16 protein-coding genes are annotated in these 21358 nt (G+C 53.8%); 7 read left to right on the forward strand and 9 right to left on the reverse strand.

Features of this window, described 5'->3' with window-relative positions:
* Positions 1-23 precede the first annotated feature (23 nt).
* The gene (locus AABA21_RS25665) at positions 24-1037 is read right to left on the reverse strand and encodes an NAD(P)H-dependent glycerol-3-phosphate dehydrogenase (RefSeq protein WP_420917173.1); all 1014 of its coding nucleotides are present in this window, start codon (positions 1035-1037) and stop codon (positions 24-26) included.
* A gap of 356 nt (positions 1038-1393) precedes the next feature.
* Between AABA21_RS25665 and AABA21_RS25670 the strand changes: the two genes are divergently transcribed.
* Positions 1394-3277: an alpha-amylase family glycosyl hydrolase gene (locus tag AABA21_RS25670; protein ID WP_338254619.1), complete on the forward strand. Its 1884-nt coding sequence runs from the start codon at positions 1394-1396 to the stop codon at positions 3275-3277.
* 111 nt (positions 3278-3388) lie between these two features.
* Positions 3389-3865, forward strand: coding sequence for a MarR family winged helix-turn-helix transcriptional regulator (locus AABA21_RS25675; RefSeq protein ID WP_338254620.1), 477 nt, complete (start codon positions 3389-3391; stop codon positions 3863-3865).
* A gap of 55 nt (positions 3866-3920) precedes the next feature.
* Here the strand turns inward: AABA21_RS25675 and hpt are convergent, their stop codons facing one another.
* Both hpt and tilS read right to left on the reverse strand, forming a co-directional pair.
* Positions 3921-4508, reverse strand: coding sequence for a hypoxanthine phosphoribosyltransferase (hpt, locus tag AABA21_RS25680; RefSeq protein WP_338254622.1), 588 nt, complete (start codon positions 4506-4508; stop codon positions 3921-3923).
* 19 nt (positions 4509-4527) lie between these two features.
* Positions 4528-6003 (reverse strand): tRNA lysidine(34) synthetase TilS, encoded by a 1476-nt coding sequence (gene tilS, locus AABA21_RS25685; protein WP_338254623.1) that lies wholly within the window; start codon positions 6001-6003, stop codon positions 4528-4530.
* Positions 6004-6104: 101 nt separating this feature from the next.
* Here tilS and def point away from each other — a divergent pair, with 101 nt between their 5' ends.
* A complete protein-coding gene (gene def / locus AABA21_RS25690; RefSeq protein WP_338254624.1) occupies positions 6105-6611 on the forward strand; it encodes a peptide deformylase in 507 nt (168 codons plus the stop codon).
* A 91-nt stretch (positions 6612-6702) separates the two neighbouring features.
* On the opposite strand, the gene AABA21_RS25695 is transcribed toward def, so the two are convergent.
* Together AABA21_RS25695 and AABA21_RS25700 are read right to left on the reverse strand one after the other, a co-directional pair.
* Positions 6703-7071, reverse strand: a complete 369-nt coding sequence (locus AABA21_RS25695) for a hypothetical protein (RefSeq protein WP_338254625.1) — start codon at positions 7069-7071, stop codon at positions 6703-6705.
* Positions 7072-7726: 655 nt separating this feature from the next.
* A complete protein-coding gene (locus AABA21_RS25700) occupies positions 7727-7912 on the reverse strand; it encodes a helix-turn-helix domain-containing protein (RefSeq protein WP_126596249.1) in 186 nt (61 codons plus the stop codon).
* Positions 7913-8823: 911 nt separating this feature from the next.
* On the opposite strand from AABA21_RS25700, the gene AABA21_RS25705 reads away from it, so the two are divergent.
* Both AABA21_RS25705 and AABA21_RS25710 read left to right on the forward strand, forming a co-directional pair.
* Positions 8824-9432, forward strand: coding sequence for an RNA polymerase sigma factor (locus tag AABA21_RS25705; RefSeq protein ID WP_338254626.1), 609 nt, complete (start codon positions 8824-8826; stop codon positions 9430-9432).
* A 47-nt stretch (positions 9433-9479) separates the two neighbouring features.
* The gene (locus AABA21_RS25710) at positions 9480-10532 is read left to right on the forward strand and encodes an ABC transporter ATP-binding protein (protein WP_338254627.1); all 1053 of its coding nucleotides are present in this window, start codon (positions 9480-9482) and stop codon (positions 10530-10532) included.
* A gap of 83 nt (positions 10533-10615) precedes the next feature.
* On the opposite strand, the gene AABA21_RS25715 is transcribed toward AABA21_RS25710, so the two are convergent.
* The gene (locus AABA21_RS25715) at positions 10616-10813 is read right to left on the reverse strand and encodes a helix-turn-helix domain-containing protein (protein WP_126596251.1); all 198 of its coding nucleotides are present in this window, start codon (positions 10811-10813) and stop codon (positions 10616-10618) included.
* Positions 10814-11754: 941 nt separating this feature from the next.
* Between AABA21_RS25715 and AABA21_RS25720 the strand changes: the two genes are divergently transcribed.
* Entirely contained in the window at positions 11755-14472 is a 2718-nt protein-coding gene (locus AABA21_RS25720) for a winged helix-turn-helix domain-containing protein (protein ID WP_338254628.1), read from the forward strand.
* A gap of 10 nt (positions 14473-14482) precedes the next feature.
* Here the strand turns inward: AABA21_RS25720 and AABA21_RS25725 are convergent, their stop codons facing one another.
* On the reverse strand, positions 14483-17260 hold the full coding sequence (locus AABA21_RS25725; protein WP_338254630.1) for a winged helix-turn-helix domain-containing protein: 2778 nt from the start codon (positions 17258-17260) through the stop codon (positions 14483-14485).
* Between the two features lie 727 nt (positions 17261-17987).
* Here AABA21_RS25725 and AABA21_RS25730 point away from each other — a divergent pair.
* Entirely contained in the window at positions 17988-18902 is a 915-nt protein-coding gene (locus AABA21_RS25730; RefSeq protein WP_338254631.1) for a serine/threonine protein kinase, read from the forward strand.
* Here AABA21_RS25730 and AABA21_RS25735 read toward each other — a convergent pair.
* Together AABA21_RS25735 and AABA21_RS25740 are read right to left on the reverse strand one after the other, a co-directional pair.
* Positions 18890-20422: a sensor histidine kinase gene (locus AABA21_RS25735; protein ID WP_338254633.1), complete on the reverse strand. Its 1533-nt coding sequence runs from the start codon at positions 20420-20422 to the stop codon at positions 18890-18892. The genes AABA21_RS25730 and AABA21_RS25735 overlap by 13 nt on opposite strands.
* Positions 20423-20446: 24 nt before the next feature.
* Complete coding sequence (locus AABA21_RS25740) at positions 20447-21202, reverse strand: response regulator transcription factor (protein ID WP_338254635.1); 756 nt, start codon at positions 21200-21202, stop codon at positions 20447-20449.
* Between the last annotated feature and the right edge of the window lie 156 nt (positions 21203-21358).

A 21358-nucleotide genomic window follows, 5' to 3' on the forward strand; every position in this document is an offset into this window, starting at 1 on the left:
CTGTACCTCCCGCTTTTATAACCCTAAAGGGAACCTTCCAGTTCCCCTTTAGGATCACGCATCATCAGTTCCAGTACGGCTTTTCGTGGGTCCAGGTCATCAAAGAGTATCTGGCTTAAGAGGTTGGCGATCGGCATCTCTACATTGTAGCGATCCGCCATCCGTAACGCGGCCTGGGTGGTTGAGACCCCTTCCGCCACGCTGTGGGTAGATTTGAGGATATCGGCCAGCTTCTCTCCACCGGCCAGCCGCCGCCCGAGCTGCTGATTGCGGCTCAAAGGACTGGCGCAGGTCCCCACCAGGTCGCCCATACCCGCCAGACCCGCGAAGGTCAAAGGATTCGCGCCGGCCGCGACCCCCAGGCGAGAGATTTCCGCCAGGCCGCGTGTAATGATGGCCGCCTTCGCGTTTTCTCCATAACCCAGGCCATCGTTGAAACCGGCGCCGATGGCGATAATATTTTTAAGCGCGCCACCCAGCTCTACCCCAATTACATCGTTGGATGTATACACGCGGAAGGTATTGAAGTTGATAATGTTCTGGGCCATCCTGGCAACGTCCGCATTATAGGCCGCGACCACGGCGGCCGTCGGCTTGCCCTCAGCCACCTCGCGCGACAGATTGGGACCGCTGAGGGCAGCGATCCGGTGCTGTGCATCTGGTATCTCTTCCGCGATTACCTCGGTCATGCGCTGCAGACTGTTGATCTCAATGCCCTTACTGGCATTCACCAGCAGCGTCTGGCGTGAGAGATGAGGAGCCAGCAGCCGCAGATTTTCGCGCAACTTTTGTGAAGGGGTTACCAGTAGCAGCATATCCTTCTGGTGTACCGCTTCCGCGCTATCTGAGGTAACACGTACGGTATCGGGAAAATGTATACCCGGCAGGAACACACTGTTCTCTCTCGCACGCTGCATTTCAAGGGCCCGCTCCGGACGGTGGTCCCAGATGGTGGCGGCGATGCCTTTGCGTGCCAGCAAGATCGCCAGTGTCGTGCCCCAGGCACCACTGCCAATGACACCAACAGATACCATCACAAATTCTCCTCTATCGATATGTACTGATACCCTTAACAGGGTATTATCCGTACGAGTGTAGCGTACTACATAGGTGCAACCGGCTACTTTATATTACCAAGCAGGTTGAATAAAGCCATTGTAACATAGTTGAGGATAAGGTGTGGCTCATCTTTTTGCAAAAGGAGAAACGTATGTCCTCGTTGTCTTTCTTTGTGCAAAAACATGATACGCATCCGTGAGGATATCCCGGCTTGACAAACGGGCAAAAATAGTTAGACTTAGGATATAGTTTGCTTGTCAACTATATTTTTTTTTACGATATTGTGTAGAAGCCAGCATAGATGCTGATTGCTAATGAAGAGGTACGTGTCGGAATGACTCAAGTTGTGGACTTCTTTTTTTCTCCCTACGCTTCCGCACACACGCGACGTTTCAAGGCCGCGATCGAAGATGGGCTGGCGCATTTAAGCCAGATTTGGCCGCTTGATCCTCAGCCCGGACAGGACGTTACGCTCTCCCTGTTTGTTAATGTGGACCGGCCTATTGAGCGGGTGGCCATATATTACACGACAGATGGTAGTGAGCCTGTCGGTGAAAGAGGGATCGCTGAGCGTGGCACGGTTATTTTTGCCGCACCGACAGATCGACAGCAGTATAACGCCGATTGTGGTCAGATGGCACGTGTCTGGCAGGTGGTGATCCCTGCTCAGGCAGACGGTATCCTGGTGCGCTATCGCGCCGATGGCTGGAGTCTGAGCGATCCCTGCTCGCACTGGTATGCCGATCGGGTGGATCCTGTAACCATGCCGCAGAAAAAGGGACGCTGCTTCGCCTATCACGTTGATCGCTGGGAAGCGCCCGCGTGGTGGCATGAGGCCGTCGTCTACCAGATATTTGTTGACCGCTTTAACGCGGCCCATGATGAGCCTCCGCTACACAGCGAAGAGACGCGTGGCATCACAGACTTCTTTGGCGGCACGCTGCGCGGCATTCTCGAAAAGCTAGACTATATTCAATCCCTGGGCGTCAACTGCCTGTGGCTCTCTCCTTTATTTGAGAGTCCCACCCATCACGGATATAATCCATCAGATTATCACCATGTCGCCAGGCGCTATGGGACCGATGAGACGCTGCGGCAGTTGATCCAGGAGGCTCACCAGCGCGGCATGCACGTCTTATTGGATTTTGTAGCCAACCATACATCCGACGAGCACTTCGCTTTTGTCGATGCTCTCAGCAATCCAGATAGTCCCTATGCCAGCTGGTATGACTTTACAGATATTGAGCCACCACATATGTATCGCAGCTATGCTATGGTGCAGAGCATGCCCGAGCTAAGCACGGATGAGCCCGGTGTGCGTGAATACCTCAATGGAGCCGCCCTCTACTGGCTGGAGCATTATGGCGCGGATGGACTGCGGCTGGACTATGTACCGGGTCCCTCACATGCCTTCTGGACCTCGTTTCAGCAGGCCGTCAAGACGGCGCATCCCGATGCACTGACCATTGGCGAGATCACCTCACCGATGTCCGAGATCGTCGATTACGCCGGTCGTATGGATGGCTTTATGGATTTTCCACTTTCCGCTATGCTACGGCGCACCTTTGCGCTGCGTGAGCATACCCTGCAAGAGCTCTTGAGCTTTCTAGATACCCATAGCCAGCAGATTCCTCCCAGCATGAGCAAGGCAGTGGTCGTCGATAACCATGATATGCATCGCTTCCTCTGGCTGGCGGATGGACAGCGCGATCGCCTGAAGCTGGCCACGGCGTTTCAGATGACGCTCGAAGGAACACCCATCATCTATTATGGTACCGAAGTTGGCCTGTCACAGAGCGATGACGCGCATAAAGAGAACGCCTATTGTCGCGCTCCCATGGCCTGGGGCGAGCAACAGGACCAGGATATGCTGGCCTACTATCGCCGCCTGATCGCGCTACGCCATCGGTATCGGGTTCTGCAAAACGGAAAGCGACGACAAATTGCTGTTGATTCCGATGTCGATTCAGCACAAGTTGGTGCGTATATACGGTATAATGATGAAGATTATGTGCTGATCGTTTTGAATAATAGCGAGCAAACGGCACATGTAAGCGTTCAATTGGATAATGTACTCAACGATGGTGGACCGCTGCCCGCGCGGCTGTGCGCGGTGCTGGCAAGGCCAGAAATGGAGGCCGCCCTCCCAATCCAGGAAGGCCGGCTTGTAATGAGCCTGCCACCATTGAGTGCCGAGATATGCGTATCTCGAAAATAGTATTTGTTTAGAAAATTTACCGCTAAACAACTGATAACAAAACTGTTTGCCGGTATACTTTTCAATAGAAATTACCAGATTTTCCCTGGGGAAATGGGAAAGGTGATATTTATGGGTCCAGTTAGCAAGGGTGCTGGCATCGAACTCGAAATCTATCAGCTGCTGTCCAAAACGTTCATTTTGCTAGACGATAGCGATAATCGTTTCTTCGCCGACTATGGATTGAGTACCAGGCAGTATTGGGCATTACAGCATTTAGATGAAGTACATGGTCGTTCGATGGTTGATCTAAGTCGGTTGCTGATAACCGATAAGAGCAATGTCACTGGAATTGTAGATCGCTTGCAGCACCTTAACCTGGTCAAGCGGGTTCCAAGTGTACAGGACCGTCGGGTGACCCTGATCACGTTAACAGCGGAGGGAAGCCGTTTACGTGAGAAGATCGACACGCAACATACCTTACGCATTCGTGAGTTGATGAGCGTGCTGGACATTTCCAAACAAAAGATGCTCTTAGAGTATCTAACGTCGGTAAGTCAGAGCATTGAAAATGAGTTGCACCAGGTCGATACTGGTCAATCGAGCTAACTTTCCATCAAAAAAGAGGATAAGCAGCGCGCTGTTTATCCTCTTTTTTGATGGCTTATTTTACTTCTTCGGCCATGCTTTTGTGTTGTTTGGCGGGTTCGTTGGTTTCTGAGTAGACGGATGGTTTCAGGATGCCGATGTAGGGGAGGTTGCGGTAGAGCTGGGCGTAATCGAGACCATAGCCGACGACGAATTTATCGGGGATGGTAAAGCCGTGGTAGTCGATGGGCACATCTCTGAGGCGGGGACGTTCTTTGTTGAGCAGGGAACAGATCTTCAGGCTGAGTGGATTGCGGCGGCGCAGTAGATCTACCAGGTAGTGCAGGGTGAGGCCGCTATCGATGATATCCTCGATGATTAGCACGTGTTTCTGGTCGATCGGACCCTCAAGATCTTTGATGATGCGCACGATGCCGCTGGACTGCGTAGCGTTTCCATAGCTGGCGACCGCCATATAATCGATCTCCAGTGGCAGATCAATGGCGCGAGCCAGGTCGGCGATGAAGGGGACGGCACCTTTTAAGGTTCCCAGCAGGAGCAGGTTCTTGCCCGTGTAATCGTGGGCGATCTGCTGTCCCAGCGTTGTGGTTTTCTCCTGTATCTGTGCTTCTGATAAAAGAATCTCTTCGATATCTTGATGCATGTGTTCCTCTTTTGTTACTTCATGATGAGTGGTTGATCGACAGGCGAATGATCCTGCGCGTGGCCTCGGTCAGGCGCACCCGGTGGTCGAGGTGGATGCCACCCAGCCAGATGCAGTGCGTGCCTGAAAAGAACAGGGGCAGCTGCGCGCGCTCCTCGCGTGGAATATGTCTATCGATCAAAATCTCTTTAACTTTTTTCTCCTGCTTCATGCCCAGTGGCTGAATACGATCGCCATCCCTGCGTGTGCGCACGCGCAGATCAGGAGCAGCAATATCTCCCGTCAATGTGTCAGCATCCACATAAACAGTATGTGGCGTTGTCGGCAGAAGGTACCAGACCGTTGACCAGTCCTGACAACGTAGGGCGTCTTGTACCTGTTGGGTGATGCTATCGGCGACCCACTCGGCCAGCGCGGTCCAGGGCGTACCAGGAACGGTGATACTGGCGGACAACGAAAGGGCCACCTCTTCATGAGGTGACTTTCTAGTATCTCTGCCCGCTTGCTCAGAAATATATTTGAAGATTAGTATATCACCTCTGCGTATGGCGTGAAGGTGTTGTGGGAGATGGAGGGTAATCGTTTCGTTTGTAGCTGATCGCTGCAACAACTGGTCCAACAATTGATAGTGGCGAGCTTCTAGCGGGGATTGGCCCGCCGCCAGGTGGGCGCTGGCCCGGCGCAGCAGATGGTGCTGTAAGCTGGGATGGAGAAGTTGCAATGGAGGAATGGATAGCTGCAGCTGGTCTGGTTGTTCCCGCAGGACGACCTGTGACCACCACAGATCCACCTGGTCATTGATCCAGGCGAAATCTGTCTGTAGCACCTCGGCATTGCGCAGCAGCGTGTCGCGGAAACCAGGATTCATCGCTTCGAGCAAGGGGAGGATCTCATGGCGAATGCGGTTGCGCGTAAAGCGCACATCGCTGTTGCTGAGATCTTCCACTGGCACCAATTGATGTTGTGCGCAGTACGCCAGCGTGTCCGCGTGGCGCACGGCCAGCAGGGGACGAATAATATCCTGCTGTCGTGGTTGGAGTCCTACCATACTGGCGATACCGCCGCCGCGCAGCCAGTGGAGGAGCAGCGTCTCCACCTGGTCATCCAGGTGATGGGCGACCGCGATCGGCTGTCCCTGCGCCACTTCACGTAAGAAACGGTAGCGGGCCACGCGGGCCGCCTCCTCGATAGAGCGATGTTCGCGATTCGCCAGTCCGGTGACATCCACGCGGCCCAGCGTTACCGGCAGTTGCCATGCGCGAGCAATGTCGGCCACCGCCTCCTCATCCCGCTCGCTCTCCCGACTGCGCAGCTGGTGATTCAGATGGGCCACGTGCAGCGATACCAATGGATAGCGTTTAGCGGGTCCACAGAGCTGATGCAGCACATGCAGCAGGCACAGCGAATCGGCTCCTCCTGATACGGCCACAACCACGCGACCCTGTGTGGGCAGCAAATGATGCTCCTCAATTGTAGAGATTATGACCTCCAACATGTTTGCGTATTACCCCTCTGGTATGGTACGATTAAGGTCAATTATAACACTAATGTTTTGATAGTTTGCTAGCGTGTTGTGTAGGGGTATTGAGAAGAATTATGGCCATTCGGAAAATTATTACCACTGAAAATCCAATTCTACGTCAGAAAGCCAAGAAGGTGCATCGTTTCGATCCATCGCTGCAGAGGCTGGTGGACGACATGTTTGAGACCATGCGTGAAGCGAATGGCGTAGGGCTGGCAGGGCCACAAATTGCGCAATCGATCCGTATCTTTGTCGCTGAATACGAAGATCGGAAGGTAGCAGTTTTTAATCCTGAGATCGTTAAGGCAGAGGGTGAAGAAAAGGGACCCGAGGGCTGTCTGAGTATCCCGGGATACATTGGTGAGAACATTCGTCGCGCGACCAAGGTTGTTGTGAAGGGACAGGATGTACGTGGCAAGGCCATTCGAGTCAATGCCGAAGGCTGGTTTGCTCGTATTCTCCAGCACGAGATCGATCACCTGGATGGTATCCTCTTTATCGATCGCCTGGATAGTCCCGAGGATCTGCGTGAGGTAAAGGAAGGTGACCTTGAAGAAGGTGAGCCAGCCTTAGCCGAGTAGAGGCATCATACAAAGAAAAGCGGCGCCCTTTCTCCCACGGGGAAGAGGGGCGCCGCTTTCTTTAGTATGTATTCTCTACAGTATGTATTCTCTACAATTTTTGTTGTTTACGTAATATAGTCAGACGATTGGATCCCAGGTGTTGCTCACAGCCTGAGCATACATAGAATCCTTCTTCGCGATAGTGGAGTTCGTTGACGTGGAAGTAGATATAGCAGATTCCGCAACGAGTTGCATCGGACTGACTGGCGATCTGGCGATCCTTTTCAAATAGATCTTTCAGCGATTGCACCATTTGCTCAAAGTCAAATCCACCCGGGGCCGGGCGCTCAATACCTAGCGTCCCCAGTGGTGGTAGGGCGCCGGTACTGCTATTGGCCCGTGCTTCGCGACGACTCAGTGGTGAACTGCCATTGTTCAATGTTCCACCCTCGGATCCACCTGTATAGTTATTGCTCAAAGCAAAAATCTCCAAAACAAATGCAAGGGGCGACACTTCAGTTATTATACCTTCCGGTAGAAGTGAAAGCAAGCCTTGCTTGCCTGTGCACTTGAGCGCCCTGATTCTTATATTGGTGCATGGGGCGCGCATTCGCGCGCCCCATGCACCAATATAAGAATCAGGGCGCTCAAGTGCCCATGATCGATGGGGCATGCCTGAGTTTTTGCCTCTGTGGCGTGCCACAATCACATGTGAGTTGGTGGGACAGGTGCGCGAATGCGCACCTGTCCCACCAACTTAAAAAAACAGGGCGGCCGCGCATGCGGCCGCCCGTGTGGGGGCGCTTATGTACCCCTATAAAAGGGGGGAGTAGGCACATTCTTATGTGATGAGAGTGGGTTACAGGTAGGAGGAGAGAGTGGCGTCAGGATCTTTGGATCGCAATGGGATGCGGCATGGCATCGCTATGATCTATGATAAATGGGTCGCTGTATCTCAAATGTCATTGGTGGCGGAGAAATACACATCGTCCGACGGTAAGCTTGTGGAAGCTAAATCAGACGATGGACAGGCATATAGTGGGAAGACATAATCGTGTACTACTCAGGCGCCATAGCAGCTGGCGCGCCGTTGCGTTAGCCAGGAATTTCCTTGCTATATTGGTAGAGATACATTATTGGATACTGTTGTCACCAAGAACACGGTCTAGTGTTTCGCGTTTTATACGGTATACCTGCCTGGAATGCACATGTGGTAGCACTACTGCCTCTAATACTCCCTGCTTTACCCATCTGCGTACTGTTGCATCGTCAACGCGTAGAATGCGGGCGACCTCTGATACCGTCAACAAATTGCTCATGTGGCTCCTCCTACCTTAAATTTCGACTTTGCCCTTTGATGTACCAAAAAGATGTATGAGAATCTTCATACAAGTACATTGTATAAATATTGTATAATATTGATGAAGACTTGTAAAGGTTTATAAAAAGAGATTTTGGACGGGTTATGAAATAGATATGACTTTTTTTACTTGGAAGTAACGTTAGGTGCATAGCTAAAAAAAGCGGTGCATGCAATGCTACACTTAATTGTGATATTCATGGCTTTCTGTGACTATCAGTTGTTTGTTCAACTATAAGTTGTAAGTCCAATTATAGATTGATTTGCGGGGTATAGCAGGAATATGCTGAAGATGGGGATATGATATTTTCAAGCTGCGCTTTAGATGTGGTGCCGCCGTCAGGCGGCACCACAGAAAAATAATAAGGGAGTGGCCTGGGGCGTCAAGCCCCAGGCCACTCCCTTATTAAGAAAAAGGAGAGCGTATCGAGGGCCACTCCTTGTTAAGAAAAGGGGGAGCGTGTCGAAGGCTACCTTTTCTTTAGTAAGAGGAGTGGATGTGGGGAGCCCGGTTTTTGTGCCTGTCTTCGACAGGCACAAAAACCGGGCTCCCCACATCCACTCCTCCTTCTTGCCGCCCGAAGGGCGGCAGTACTATGGAGCCATAGGGGCGTTGCCTCTAAAGGCTGCTCTTGTAGAAAGAAGGGCTGATGGATGAGTTCAGTAGTTGATGAATCGTCCTTTTGGAGGATGAAATTTCCTCAACAATCCGCTACAATTCTGAGCAAGCACACGAATATATGGTAACGTGGGAGAAGGGAAAAAAGAGACAGCACCGTAATGTACTACAGTCGTACGCCCATACTGTCCCCAGGTAATACTAACCAAACGGCTTCGCAAAGGGACGCGTTTGTTAGAAAGGATCCTCTCATGCAAAAGCAAGAATACGTTCCTTCTAAATGGCAAGAGTTCTCTGATGGTGTCCTGGTGCGTGAAGTGCTGGCGGGCAACCAGGTGGTTTTTGAGGCGCTGGTTGAGCGGTATCATACCATGCTTTATCGCTTTATTTATCATCACCTGGGTGAGTATGACCAGGCCTGCGACGTGTTGCAGCAGGTATTTCTCAAGCTGTATATTGCTCTGCCGAATCTGCCAACAGGCGAGCAGCTGAAGCCGTGGTTATTTCGTGTTGCGCAGAACTGCTGTCGAGACGAACTGCGTAAGCGGCGTCGTAGACGGGTGACGCTGTTCTCAGCGTTAGAGTGGCAGTCTGAAGAAGAGGAGATGCCTCCGCTGGCGGCCATTCCTGATACCCATCCTTTGCCGGAGGAGATCGCGGAATATCATGACATGCAGCGTGCGCTTCAGCAAGCCATCCAGGCCCTGCCGACCAAGTTCCGCTCGGTTGTTTTGTTGCGCTATCTCTATCAATGTAGCTTTTCTGAGATCGGGCAGGTGTTGGAGATGCCAATGACCACGGCCAAAACGTATTACTATCGCGCCTGCACCAAGCTGCGCGCCTCCCTACAGTCCCGGTAGGAAAAATTAGAGCGTCTATACACAGCTGAGGAAAGGACAGGGTGTGTATGGGTGATCTGCCAAAGATAGCCAGTCATGATCAACGACCATCGCCACATGCCGAGATGGTGGTGCGTACAGAGGAGTTGACCAAGCGTTTCGATACCTTTACCGCCGTTGATCATCTGGGTATCGAGATATATCGCGGAGATGTCTATGGGCTGCTTGGTCCCAATGGATCCGGTAAAACCACGACGATCCGTATGTTGCTGGGACTGATTCATCCAACTTCGGGACAGGTGACGACGCTGGGCTATGCCATGAGCGATGAGAAGCAGCGCTATCGTGCTTTACAGCACGTAGGGGCGATCGTCGAGCAGCCCGTCTTTTATCCTTTTTTGACCGGTCGAGAAAACCTGCGCGGAGTGGCTACCTTTGGCTGCATGGCGCGTAATCAGGCCACTGATGAGCGTATAGAGGAGGTACTGGAGCTGGTCGATATGGCCACGCGCGCCAACGATAGCTACAGCAAATATTCACTGGGCATGAAGCAGCGCCTGGCGCTGGCCGCGACCCTCGTGCATTATCCACAGCTGATTATTTTAGACGAACCAACCAATGGGCTCGATCCGGCCGGGGTGGTTGAGATACGTGAGCTGATCGGCCGCCTGTCGCAGCAAGGTATTACGATCCTGTTATCGAGCCATCAACTCCATGAGATCCAGCAGGTCTGCTCACGGGTAGCTATTATCAAGCGCGGCAAGTTGCTGGTACAGGGGAATGTGCAGGATCTCCTTTCGGAGCAACAATGTATCTTATTTGGCTTTGCTGAACCGGCCCTGTTACAGCGGGCCGAGTTGTTTTTGCATACGCAGCCAGAAGAGGAGCAGAACTGGATGCGTCACGCCCAAATCGTGACAGCCCCGACCGATAGCGGATGGACGCCACCAGGGGGACAGCTATTGGAGGTTGAGGCCACCATGGAGCAGGCGGCCGCCGTGAATGCTTTTCTCGCCGAGCGCGGTATCTACGCAACCGAAATTCGCCGCCGCGAAACCAGTCTGGAACAATACTTCCTTGAATTGACCGCGACTCCACTTCACGCCATTCCCCAGGAATGAATATTTTTCCGTTACTTTAACTTGCGAACAGTGATGAAGGTCTCTGCGAAAGGACCGCCTTCATCACTGCTCGTAGACACTCTCTATACGGGTAAGGCCGGTTGATTGAGCAGCGTATCAATGGTGCTGCGGCGTACGCGATACGCCTGACGCTTGCCAACGTGGGGAAGCGAGACGGCCTCCAGGGTGCCGTGCTTAATCCAGCGGCGTACCGTTGTATCATCCACACGTAAACGGCGTGCAACCTCTCGTACTGTCAGCAGTTCATCAGTTTGTTCCATGGTCATATACCCTCCAATTTCGTTTGTTATCATATCTTACATGGCTAGATCTTGCGCAGGTTAGCCCTGTGTTTGCCCCCGCATGTATAGCCTACTCAATCTAGCCAGGCCTAAGCCAGGCATCATGACAGGAAGACATGCTCTCCATGATGAAAGATCCGCTCGCCTGAGAAGTTCTTGACACTTCTGTCTGCCCCTTTCACTTACGATCACATGTGCAAATAAGCCTTCTCGCTATGCTCAGCTACAGTACAATGTTGTTACAGCATTAGTATAGTGAGGACGTGATAGTGTGTGTTCCCCCGTAGGGTGGATAAAAAGGTAGGATCAACACATATACGTCTGTATGGTAGCAGTGAGTAGTTGCCTCATTATCCGACCCGGTAGGTTGGCATACTCAATGTGTTACTTGTATGATCAAGGGCGTATCAAGATATCATTTTTTTGAGCAAGGACATTTTTTGCATATGTTTTCGAAAAATATGGATTTGATGCCTCCTCAAAAATCATATATTAAAGCATTTCCCTCCTGTATTGTTATTATAATGACGTAAAAAATAGTAACGTATTGATATGAGATCAATCTAAATACTGTATATATCCACACTTATGCCATGACCATTTAAAACTCTTTTTTGCCGCCTTCGGCGGCGGTGAGAGAAGAAGGAATGAGCGGGGACTTGAGCATGCTCCCAGCATACTCGCCCGCACCCCGGCAGGGAATACCCTGCACCCCTTAAGTTGACGCCAATGCGAGGACGCCCCGCACCCCGCAAGGGGCTACCGCCCCTTGACCCCGCTGATCACTATTTTTTCATACCTCTGGAGCTTATATAGATATACGTGGATAAAGACCTTGAGTTTATTGTATAATAGTGATTAGTTGCTCTTTGGGATCAGGTATCGCTAGCAGGGATGCGTGTTGGAAGAAAGAGGATGAGATGGAGACTAGCCCGACCAGACAATTGCTGCTTGCGACAAAATTGACTATGCCCCAGAGCTACGCCCCTCTGCTTGTTCCGCGTATGTATCTCTACCATCAGTTAGAGCGTGGCGCGAACCATCCTTTGACGTTGATCGCGGCACCAGCTGGTTTTGGCAAGACTACCTTGCTGACGGCCTGGTTGCGACAGCAATCCTCCTACCAGGTTGCCTGGCTATCTTTGGACAGGAATGATAACGATCTGGCCCGCTTCTGGTGCTATTGCCTGGCCGCCTTTGGTCGCGTCAATCCCGATCTGGAAGCGCGGGTGCAGCGATGCCTGGATATATATCGAAATGCCCCGATCGAGGATATGCTGGCCGCCTTCATTAATATTTTGACGACCTATCCCGAACCGTTACTGTGCGTGTTGGATGATTACCAGCATATTCAACTGCCCGCTATTCACCAGTCTGTGGCCTTTTTTCTAGAGCATCTGCCGCTGCATATCCATCTATTGATCAGCACGCGGATCGATCCTGCCCTGCCACTGGTGCGTCTGCGCGTAAGGGGGCAGTTGCTGGAGATTCGTTCCGAGGAGCTACGCTTTGATCTGGACGAGGCGTCACAACTGCTCAATCATGGCATGAAGCTGCAGCTTGAGCCAGAGTATCTATGTGATCTACTGCGTGCCACCGAGGGCTGGATCGCTGGCTTGCATCTGGCTGGTATGGCACTGCAAAGGATGCCGGGGCAGCAAGAACCACCGGCGACAATGTCATCGCTCGTCGCCATCAACCGCCATCTCGCCCATTACCTCAACGAAGAGATACTGATGACCTTACCTGATGATGTGTGTGATTTCCTCTATACGACCTCTATTCTGGACCGGGTAAGGGCTGACCTGTGCGATGCGGTGACCGGTTGGGGAAATGCTGAAGCGATGCTAGAGTGGTTGGAGCGAGCCAATCTGTTTAGCGCTGTGCCGGATGAAGAAGGTGGCTGGCGCCGCTATCATCATTTCCTGCTGGAGTTCCTGCGCCAGCAGTTGTCCCAGAAATATGCGGAACGTCTGCCAGAGCTCCATAGTCGCGCTAGCCGTTGGTATGAGCAGCAGCATATGCTGCACGAAGCGGTTGAGCACGCGCTGGCCGCCGGAGCCTATGAGCGGGCCGCCGACCTGCTGGAAGCGCATGCGTGGCCGCTCTGGATGCAGGGACAGATCCCATGTATTTTTGATTGGTTGACGCAGTTGCATCCCTATATTGAGCTGCAGCAGCGCCCTGTGTTAGCTTATCTATCCGCCTGTATCTATCTCTACACGGGACAATGGGAGCGCTATGGGCGCGCGCTGGATATCGCGCTTAATAGTCAGCGGGCCAGTCAGGATAGCGAGATGCTCAGCTGTATCTACGATCTGCAGGCCTGTTATGCTATCTATACCGGTGATGGCAAGCAGGCGCTGGCATATACGCAACAGGCGCTGGATGCCAACCGTCATAAGCCCTTGCTGTCGAGCTTCTCACATGTGCTACGCGGGGCCGCGCATCTATGTGGTGGTGATATCCAGCAGGCGCAGGTTGAGCTGACGCTGGGACAGCGCATCGGCAACCAGATGAACAGTCCGATCGCCATTGCCAGCGGCCAGCTCCATCAGGGACGCCTGTATACCATGCAGGGTCAGCTGCGCGAGGCTATGGAGCTGTACCAGCGGTGCAGCAGCAATCGTAAAGAATGCATGGCCTGGTTCGCGCGCCAGGCCCATTTGCAGGCGGGGCAGCTCTACCTGGAATGGAATGAGCTGGTGCGTGCGCAGGAGCAGCTCAGGATGGCGCAGGAGGATAGCGAGCAGATGGAGTGTGGCTCCGGCTATAGCATGCTCGCCGCCCAGCTGGCCTGGGCTGGTGGTAAGGTAGAGCAGGCCCTGCAACTTCTGGACCAGGCCGAGGGTCTGCTTATGCATAAGGATGGCCAGACATATGCGCTGGCACAGCTTATCCTGCTGCGTACACGATATCGGCTGGCGCTTGGTCATGTGGGACCTGTGCAGGGCATGTTGCAGAACAGCTATCCCTCCAACCTTGAGGAGCGCTCCGTGCTGGAGCAAGAGCTCTGGCTGCAGGCGAAGGCGCGTCTGCTGTTGGCCCGGCGGCGGCCCGCAGAAGCCATACAGCTGGTGCAGACGCTGCTACCAACGATCAAGGCACAGGGACGTATCGCCGACGAACTGCAGCTTCAGCTACTACTGATACAGGCCCATTACGCGTCAGGGGATATTCGACGCACCAGGCAAGTGCTGGAACACTGCCTGGTACTGGCCGAGCCTGGAGGATACCGCCGCCTGTTTCTTGATGAGGGACATGTTTTGATGACCCTGCTCTCCGAGCTATACCATCGCCAGCAGAAACGCTATACCGGCGATTTGCGCTCCCATGTGTTGAGCTATGTGCATACCCTGCTGCTCGAATTTGGATGTGATGTGGAGCCGCGCGACTGGAAGTCCTGGCAGAAGCGTGCGCAGCGCGCGCAGGCCTCACTGGAGCAGCTCAGCGATCGCGAGCTAGAGGTTTTAAAGTTGATCGCCGAAGGAAATTCCAATCAGCAGATTGCCTCGACCCTGGTGGTGGCTGAAAGCACTATCAAGACCCATCTGAATAACATCTACAGCAAGCTCAACGTCAACTCGCGGCTGCAGGCCCTGACCAAAGCGCACACGGTTGGATTGCTTGAGATTTGACCAGGAGCGGTCATGAGAGGGGACGAGGTGGGGAGAGGGGTTCAGTATCCACCTCGCTGCGGCGCAAGACGCCCAGGTCATAGGCGCGCGTGACGGCCTGTAGCCGCGTGTGTACATGGAGCTTGGCGTAGATGTTATTCAGATGCGTTTTAATGGTGCTGACGGTGACCACCAGCTTCTGGGCGATCTCCTGATTAGAGAGTCCTTCGGCGATCAGGGCCAGCACCATATATTCACGCTCGCTCAGCTTGTCGATCATCTCGTCTTCGTTTTCCTGTGAGATCAGCCAGCGCGGAGGCTGGGTCTCGGTACCTACCGATGAGAGCAGAGTATAGATATAGCCGGGCGAGCTATGGATGGTTTCCGTTGAGGAATGGCGCTGATAGCGGCTATACAGCTCCGTCAGCAGGGCGATCATCACAGCCCCCTCGTCCACAAAACTGCGCATATAGGCGCCCGCTTCGCCCAGCAGCAGAGCCTGCTCAAGCTTCTGTAGCGTGTGCTGTGTATCGCCCTCGATATGGTAAGCCAGCGTCAGCAGCAACAGTAGCTCTAATTCACGCTGGTCGCGGCCCTGCTGATGTGCCTGCTGATAGGCTGGATCTAGCAGTTGGACCGCCTGCCGCCCCTCTTCCTGTGCGATTAGCAGGCGTGCCTGCGCCATTAACCAGCACTCACGTTCATAGAGGAACATATCATTCGTCAGGGGTGGCGCATACTGTGTCTGCCACTGCCGGGCGGTATTCAGGTCCCGTTGCACCAACAAGAAGTGCATGCGCAGTTCCGCCACGCGCGCCAGAAAGGTCGGATTGGGTCCGAAGCGTTGTGAGCTATGTTCCGCCTGGACCAGCAGGGTCATCGCCTGCTCGTGTTCCTCCTGCAGCCATGCCAGGCGTGCCTCGACCATGTAGAGCTCAGCGGCCATATGGCCTTCGTCTGTGGCTTGCAGACTCAATAATCGGGCCTGCTGAATATGCTCCTGGGCATTGGCAAGCTCATTCCATTCGCGATAGATATCAGCCAGGTAGACATGGGCGGCGATCACCGGCCAGCTGACTATGGTCTGTGCCTCACCACAGATCTGCTGAAAGGTCTGGACCGCGGTACGCAGGTTGCCCTGCGCCCTTTGCAGCAGACCATGATAGACCGCCGCCGCTAGGGCTACCGTGGTGTAGCCGTATTTTTGTCCCAGCCGATAGCTCTCGGAGAGGTAGTGGGCTGCCTGCGCCAGTTCGCCCTGCAAGAGGTGGCCAGCGCCCAGGTGCAGCATGGTGCTGCAATAGAAAGGCGAGGAGCCATCTTCATCAACGAAATCCAGCGTCTGTTGCGCATACTGTATCACCTGCGGCCCATCACCACAGTAGAGGGCCACGCGGGCGCGCAGATCGTAGACGCGTCCGAGCATATAGCGGTGCTGTTTATCTTTTTGCCACAGCCGGGTAGCTCGCGTTAACGCCTGCTCATACACATCCATGCGGGCCTGCAGGAAGGCCGTATAGGCCTGTAAAAGGGAAAGCATAGGGTTTGAGGCTATGAGCGTCTCCGGCAGGTTGGAGAGCCACATGCGCACCAGGGACTCCTCGCCGCGCTGAATAAAGTGGCAGGCGTGCCGCTCAATCAAGCGTACCGCCAGCTCTAGATCTTCCGCCAGAATCGCATGTTTGATCACATCAATATCCATGCCCTGCTGCGCATACCAGGTAGCGGCCCGATGATGGAGCTCGGGCAGTAATGCGGGATATTTCTGCTTCAGGCGATGCCGCAAGAGCTCCAGAAAGAGCTGATCGTAGCGATACCAGTATTGCTGATGATCCAGCGCATTCAAAAAGAGGTTATTTTGCTCCAGCCATTCCAGCATCATCTCTCCATCGGTGTTCCCGGTGACCGCATTGCACAGGGAGGCATTCAGGCGCTCAAGAATCGAGGTCTGGAGGAGAAATGTCTGTATGTGTTCGGGCAACTGCTGCAAGACCTCGTCGGTCAGATAGTGCAGAATATTGCGATTGATGCCTGTGAATGATTTGAGAAACTGCTCCATGGAGTCTTTGGTACCGTTGCCAGAGCGTCCCTGGAGCGAAATGGCCGCTAGCTGCAGGCCCGCGATCCATCCTTCAGTATGCTTGCGGAGCGCGATGGCGTCGTCGGGGCTCAAATTGAGATTCATGGCCTGGGTCAGAAATATGCTCGTCTCCTCGTCGGTAAAGCGCAGATCCTGGGTGCGTAGCTCGACCAGTTTGCCCTGCACACGCAGGCGTGCTAGTGGCAGAGGTGGATCGCGCCGGGTGAGCAGGACGATATGCAGCCGTGTCGGCAGATGTTCCAGCAGAAAGGTAACGCTCTGGTGGATAGCCGGCGTACAGATGGTGTGGTAATCATCGAGCACCAGCACGATATCCTCGGATAGCGTAATCGCGCTATTAATAAAGCGGGTCAGGATGGTCTCGATGCCGTGCCCCTCTTGCTCGCCCTGCCAGGAGGCCACCAGATCATTGAGCTCGGGCAGAAAACGGCTTAAAGCGGTGAGGATATAGCGCCAGAAGCGTACAATATCATTGTCGGAAGGATCGAGCGAGACCCAGGCCGCCGGCAACTGTCGCTGCCGAATCCACTCACTGACCACCGTTGTCTTGCCAAAACCAGCAGGAGCCGTCACCAATAGCAAAGGGCGTTGCAGGCCCGCATCCAGCGTCGTATACACATGGTCGCGAGGAATGATCTTCTTCAAGTAGTAAGGTGGGATTGTTAGCTTTGTTGTAATGATTTGCGGGTCTTGACTTCCTCGTTCCATCGGAGACTCCTTTTTTACGTGCTCGGTCAGGAATGTGTAGCGCGATTTTCTTGTCGACAATGTGCTCCCCCACCTTCTTTACTATCGGCGAGCCAGGCGGCATAGAACACTCACCAGTCAACAGACAAACTATTCTAAACACATGAGGATGGCATTATTACAATACTGCTTATTTGCTTACCATAGTATAGCATGTAGGGGTATGTCAGGTTAGCGATTGCGGGCGATGAAGTCAGTTTCCTCCATTTGGGCGATAGCCAGACCCATACTATCTGCATGGATGAATCCTCCTTCTGGTTGATGACATCCCGGCGGCGAAAAAGTACACTGAGAAGAACCAGAGATCGCATCTCTGGTTTTGGCTGGTTAAGGGGTAGTGGTGATATGAGTCATCCCGAACTTTTGAAAAAGTTCCCAAAACCGGGGAGTTGGGCCCCTTTCAAGTATAGGTTTTCAGGGGCCTTGCCCATTGAACTCGCTTGTGCCGCCTGACGGCGGCACAAGGAGAGGGAAAATCAGGGGACACCCCTGAAACCCCGCCAGGGGCGGCAGCCCCTGGACCCCACACCCCGGCAGAGAGGACCCTGCACCCCCCACATTGGGAGCGCAGAACCCGCTTTTCGAATTTTGAAAAATCCGGGATGACTCATATCACCAGGCCCTTTTTTTGAGTATGCACAGGGACATCACTGATGACATGTGATAGCCGAACAGGAACAGATACTGTATGTCTATGCCAGACGATTCTTTAGCAAAAGCAAAGCAGAGCAGCGATGGATTTGTGTTCGGCAACTATCGCCTGTTTCGTGTCCTGAGACGAGGGACCAACTCAACTATTTACCTGGGGGAGCATATCCACCTGGACAATAAGGTGGTGGTGAAGGTTCTGAATAACTGGGTGGCCAGCGATGATCAGATTACAAAATTTTGCGCCGAGGCACGGCTGCACGCCAGTCTGCGCCATCCCAACATCGTGCGTATCCTGGATTTTGGCATCAAGGGGAGATCCCCGTTCATGGTAATGGACTATGCCGCTAATGGTACGCTGCAGGATTATTTTGAGCCGGATGTCGCTCAGCCGATCGCTGCCGTCATTCCCTTTGTGTGCAGCATCGCCAGCGCCTTGCAATATGTCCACAATCACAACATTATTCATCGCGACATCAAGCCGCAGAACATCCTGCTTAGTCGCGGCCACGAGGTCTGGCTGAGTGATTTCGGGATCGCCATAGCTGTACAGCCCGGGAACCTGCATAGTCTGCAGGAGTCGATTGGGACCGCGCTGTATGCCGCGCCTGAGCAGATCGAGGGCTATCCTTTAATGATGAGCGATCAATACGCCCTGGCCGTCCTGGTCTATACCTGGCTCTGCGGGCGCCCACCCTTCGCGGGCTCCTCCCTCCAGTTATGCAAGCAGCATCTCTATCGCGAGCCATTGCCGCCTCATGAGATTGTGCCGACCATTTCAAGCCAGGTAGAGAAAGTCATCATGAAAGCGCTGGCGAAAGATCCATACCAGCGCTTCAAGCACATACAGGATTTCGCCTATGCGCTGCGCATGGCCGATGACTCCTATTTTGATGCACCCCTGCGAATGTTTGGCTCCTTGCAATCGCCGCGCGAAATGCATCATCCTTCATAATTGGAGGAAGGGATACTCTGCTGTATCTGTGGGATGCGCTGCTGAGCCTGTCGGGCCAGGGGCAGTGTAAAGATTACGGTTGTTCCCTGACCGGGCGTGCTTTCCGCCCACACCTTGCCGCCGTGGGTCGTCACAATGGCTTTCACGATGGCCAGTCCCAGGCCGCTACCACCCGTTTTAGCGGCGCGTGAGCGATCGGCGCGATAGAAGCGTTCAAAGATATGCGGTAGATCTTCCTTATCAATACCAACACCGGTATCTCTAACTGAAATGCGCACCTGTCCGTCTTTCTTCGCCGCATCCACGCTGATATGACCGCCCCCATTGGTATGGCGACGGGCGTTATCCAGCAGGTTTAAGAGCACCTGCGTCACGCGATCACTATCGGCCTCGACGTAAGGGAGGTCAGCGGGAATATTATTTTGCAGCTTGATGCCCAGCGCCTCGCATTCTGGAGCGATGACCGCCACCGTCTCATCCACCAGCGAATGCAGATCCAGCGGAGCCAGGTCCAGGTGAATCTGGCCCGCCTCCAGCATCGTCATCTGGCGCACATCGGCCACCAGGCGGCGCAGACGCTGCACCTCGCGTCCAATGCGCTGGGCCGTCTCATGGCGCGACTCGGGATCGGAGATTACATCGTCGGCCAGCGCCTCGCTTAGGCCCTGGATCGCCGTCAACGGCGTCGCCAGGTCATGGGCGATATTAGCGATCAGATCGCGGCGCATCTGATCCTGGCGTCGTAGCTCGGTAACATCGGCCTCAATGGTATCCGCCATCTCATTAAACGTCTGCGCCAGCAGCCCCACCTCATCCTGTGGAAAATGCTGTGTGACGCGCTGCGTGTAGCTGCCATGCTTCATGTTTTCCGCCGCGGTAGTCAACAATTCAAGCGGGCGCACAAAGCGGCGCACGAAGAGATAGCTACATAGAGCCGCGATCACCGCCACACCCAGGCTGGCCAGAATGATGTATTGATTGATCTGACTCAGTATGCCGCCATACGCAACATTGATCTGGGCGACATAGATCGCGCCAATGATCTGACCTCCATTGTTTAAGGGAGCGATGGCGTAGACAGCGGTACTACTGCCATCATCTGTATCTAATTGCATACTCCCTGTTGATGAGTTTCCTGACTGCAGCGCGTTTTTCAGCGCCTGGTTTATATTAGTATTTGTGCAGTTGCTGTAAGATAACGGCCGGGCATTGGCACATACCACCTGATTCCCATTGTTGTCGACAATCAAGGCGAATGACTGGTCGCCGGGAACCAGGTTGCCTGATGGAAGGTTTTTCCAGTCAGAGCCATAGTGGCTATAATAATTGAGGGTTTGACTGGCTAGATAGGTGGCGGCACGACTGGTACCGCTCACTTGAAGGCTATAGAAGTAGTTTTGAACGGCAATCGCGACTGCAAAGCTGAGCACCAGCACGGTGCCCAGAATCACAAGGAGGTAGCTTAGCACCAGCTTTGACTTCAGACTAAATGTTGAGTTTTGGAGGGTGGTTGTATGCATGCTAAACGCTCCCTGCTACCTTATTCAGGCGTGTGGTGACGAGGCGGCGGGGGACGGCACGAACTTGTAGCCCACGCCCCAGACGGTCTGGATGTGGTGTGGCATGCCCGGCGCCGCCTCCAGCTTTTTGCGCAGGGTGCCGATATGTACGTCGACCGTGCGCCCATCACCGAGATAACTATAGCCCCAGACCTGGTTGAGCAACGACTCGCGCGTAAAGACGCGATCGGGCGCCGACGCCAGCGCGACCAGCAGATCGAATTCTTTGACCGTTAGCGTGACCGGCGTGCCATTGGCGGTGACGCGGCGCGAGGGCAGATTGATCACCAGTCCACCGAAATGTAGCTCTTCTCCTGGATCGCTGGTGGTGACTGGTTCTTCCCTGGCGGGCTTATTGTCGGCCAGGTTGCCTGCTGGATGAGAGCTGCTGCGGCGCAGAATCGCCTTGACGCGGCTCACCAGCTCGCGTGGACTAAATGGTTTTACCAGGTAGTCGTCCGCGCCCGCCTCCAGGCCCGCGATACGGTCATCTTCTCCCTGGCGGGCCGTGAGCATCAGAATAGGTGTATCTGCCCAGGTACGGATACGTCGGCACACCTCCATCCCGTCCAGGATGGGGAGCATCAGGTCCAGCACCACCAGGTCGGGATGCTCGCGGGCATGAAGTTCTATGCCTGCGATGCCATCGCTGGCGGCCAGGACTGTGTAGCCGGCCTGTTCCAGGTAGAGCCGGATAACCTGTGTGATGTTAGCTTCATCCTCTATGACCAGAATTTTCATAGCCTTATTCTACCTATCACTGATCAAAAAAGTACCAGAAATTTGTAAGATTTTTGTATAGATATCTGGTGCATGCGAGCGTGCCCGCATGCACCAGATATCTTTTGTTATTTTGGTATTCCCGCCTGCGGCGGGGAGGGAGAGGGGAGTTTGTGG

It is taken from the genome of Dictyobacter halimunensis, from assembly GCF_036245075.1.

Bases quoted from the DNA above. Each gene is read 5' to 3' on its own strand.
- AABA21_RS25670 (WP_338254619.1), top strand. From the start codon at position 1,394: ATGACTCAAGTTGTGGACTTCTTTTTTTCTCCCTACGCTTCCGCACAC.
- AABA21_RS25675 (WP_338254620.1), top strand. From the start codon at position 3,389: ATGGGTCCAGTTAGCAAGGGTGCTGGCATCGAACTCGAAATCTATCAG.
- hpt (WP_338254622.1), bottom strand. From the start codon at position 4,508: ATGCATCAAGATATCGAAGAGATTCTTTTATCAGAAGCACAGATACAG.
- tilS (WP_338254623.1), bottom strand. From the start codon at position 6,003: ATGTTGGAGGTCATAATCTCTACAATTGAGGAGCATCATTTGCTGCCC.
- def (WP_338254624.1), top strand. From the start codon at position 6,105: ATGGCCATTCGGAAAATTATTACCACTGAAAATCCAATTCTACGTCAG.
- AABA21_RS25700 (WP_126596249.1), bottom strand. From the start codon at position 7,912: ATGAGCAATTTGTTGACGGTATCAGAGGTCGCCCGCATTCTACGCGTT.
- AABA21_RS25705 (WP_338254626.1), top strand. From the start codon at position 8,824: ATGCAAAAGCAAGAATACGTTCCTTCTAAATGGCAAGAGTTCTCTGAT.
- AABA21_RS25710 (WP_338254627.1), top strand. From the start codon at position 9,480: ATGGGTGATCTGCCAAAGATAGCCAGTCATGATCAACGACCATCGCCA.
- AABA21_RS25715 (WP_126596251.1), bottom strand. From the start codon at position 10,813: ATGGAACAAACTGATGAACTGCTGACAGTACGAGAGGTTGCACGCCGT.
- AABA21_RS25720 (WP_338254628.1), top strand. From the start codon at position 11,755: ATGGAGACTAGCCCGACCAGACAATTGCTGCTTGCGACAAAATTGACT.
- AABA21_RS25725 (WP_338254630.1), bottom strand. From the start codon at position 17,260: ATGGAACGAGGAAGTCAAGACCCGCAAATCATTACAACAAAGCTAACA.
- AABA21_RS25730 (WP_338254631.1), top strand. From the start codon at position 17,988: ATGTCTATGCCAGACGATTCTTTAGCAAAAGCAAAGCAGAGCAGCGAT.
- AABA21_RS25735 (WP_338254633.1), bottom strand. From the start codon at position 20,422: ATGCATACAACCACCCTCCAAAACTCAACATTTAGTCTGAAGTCAAAG.
- AABA21_RS25740 (WP_338254635.1), bottom strand. From the start codon at position 21,202: ATGAAAATTCTGGTCATAGAGGATGAAGCTAACATCACACAGGTTATC.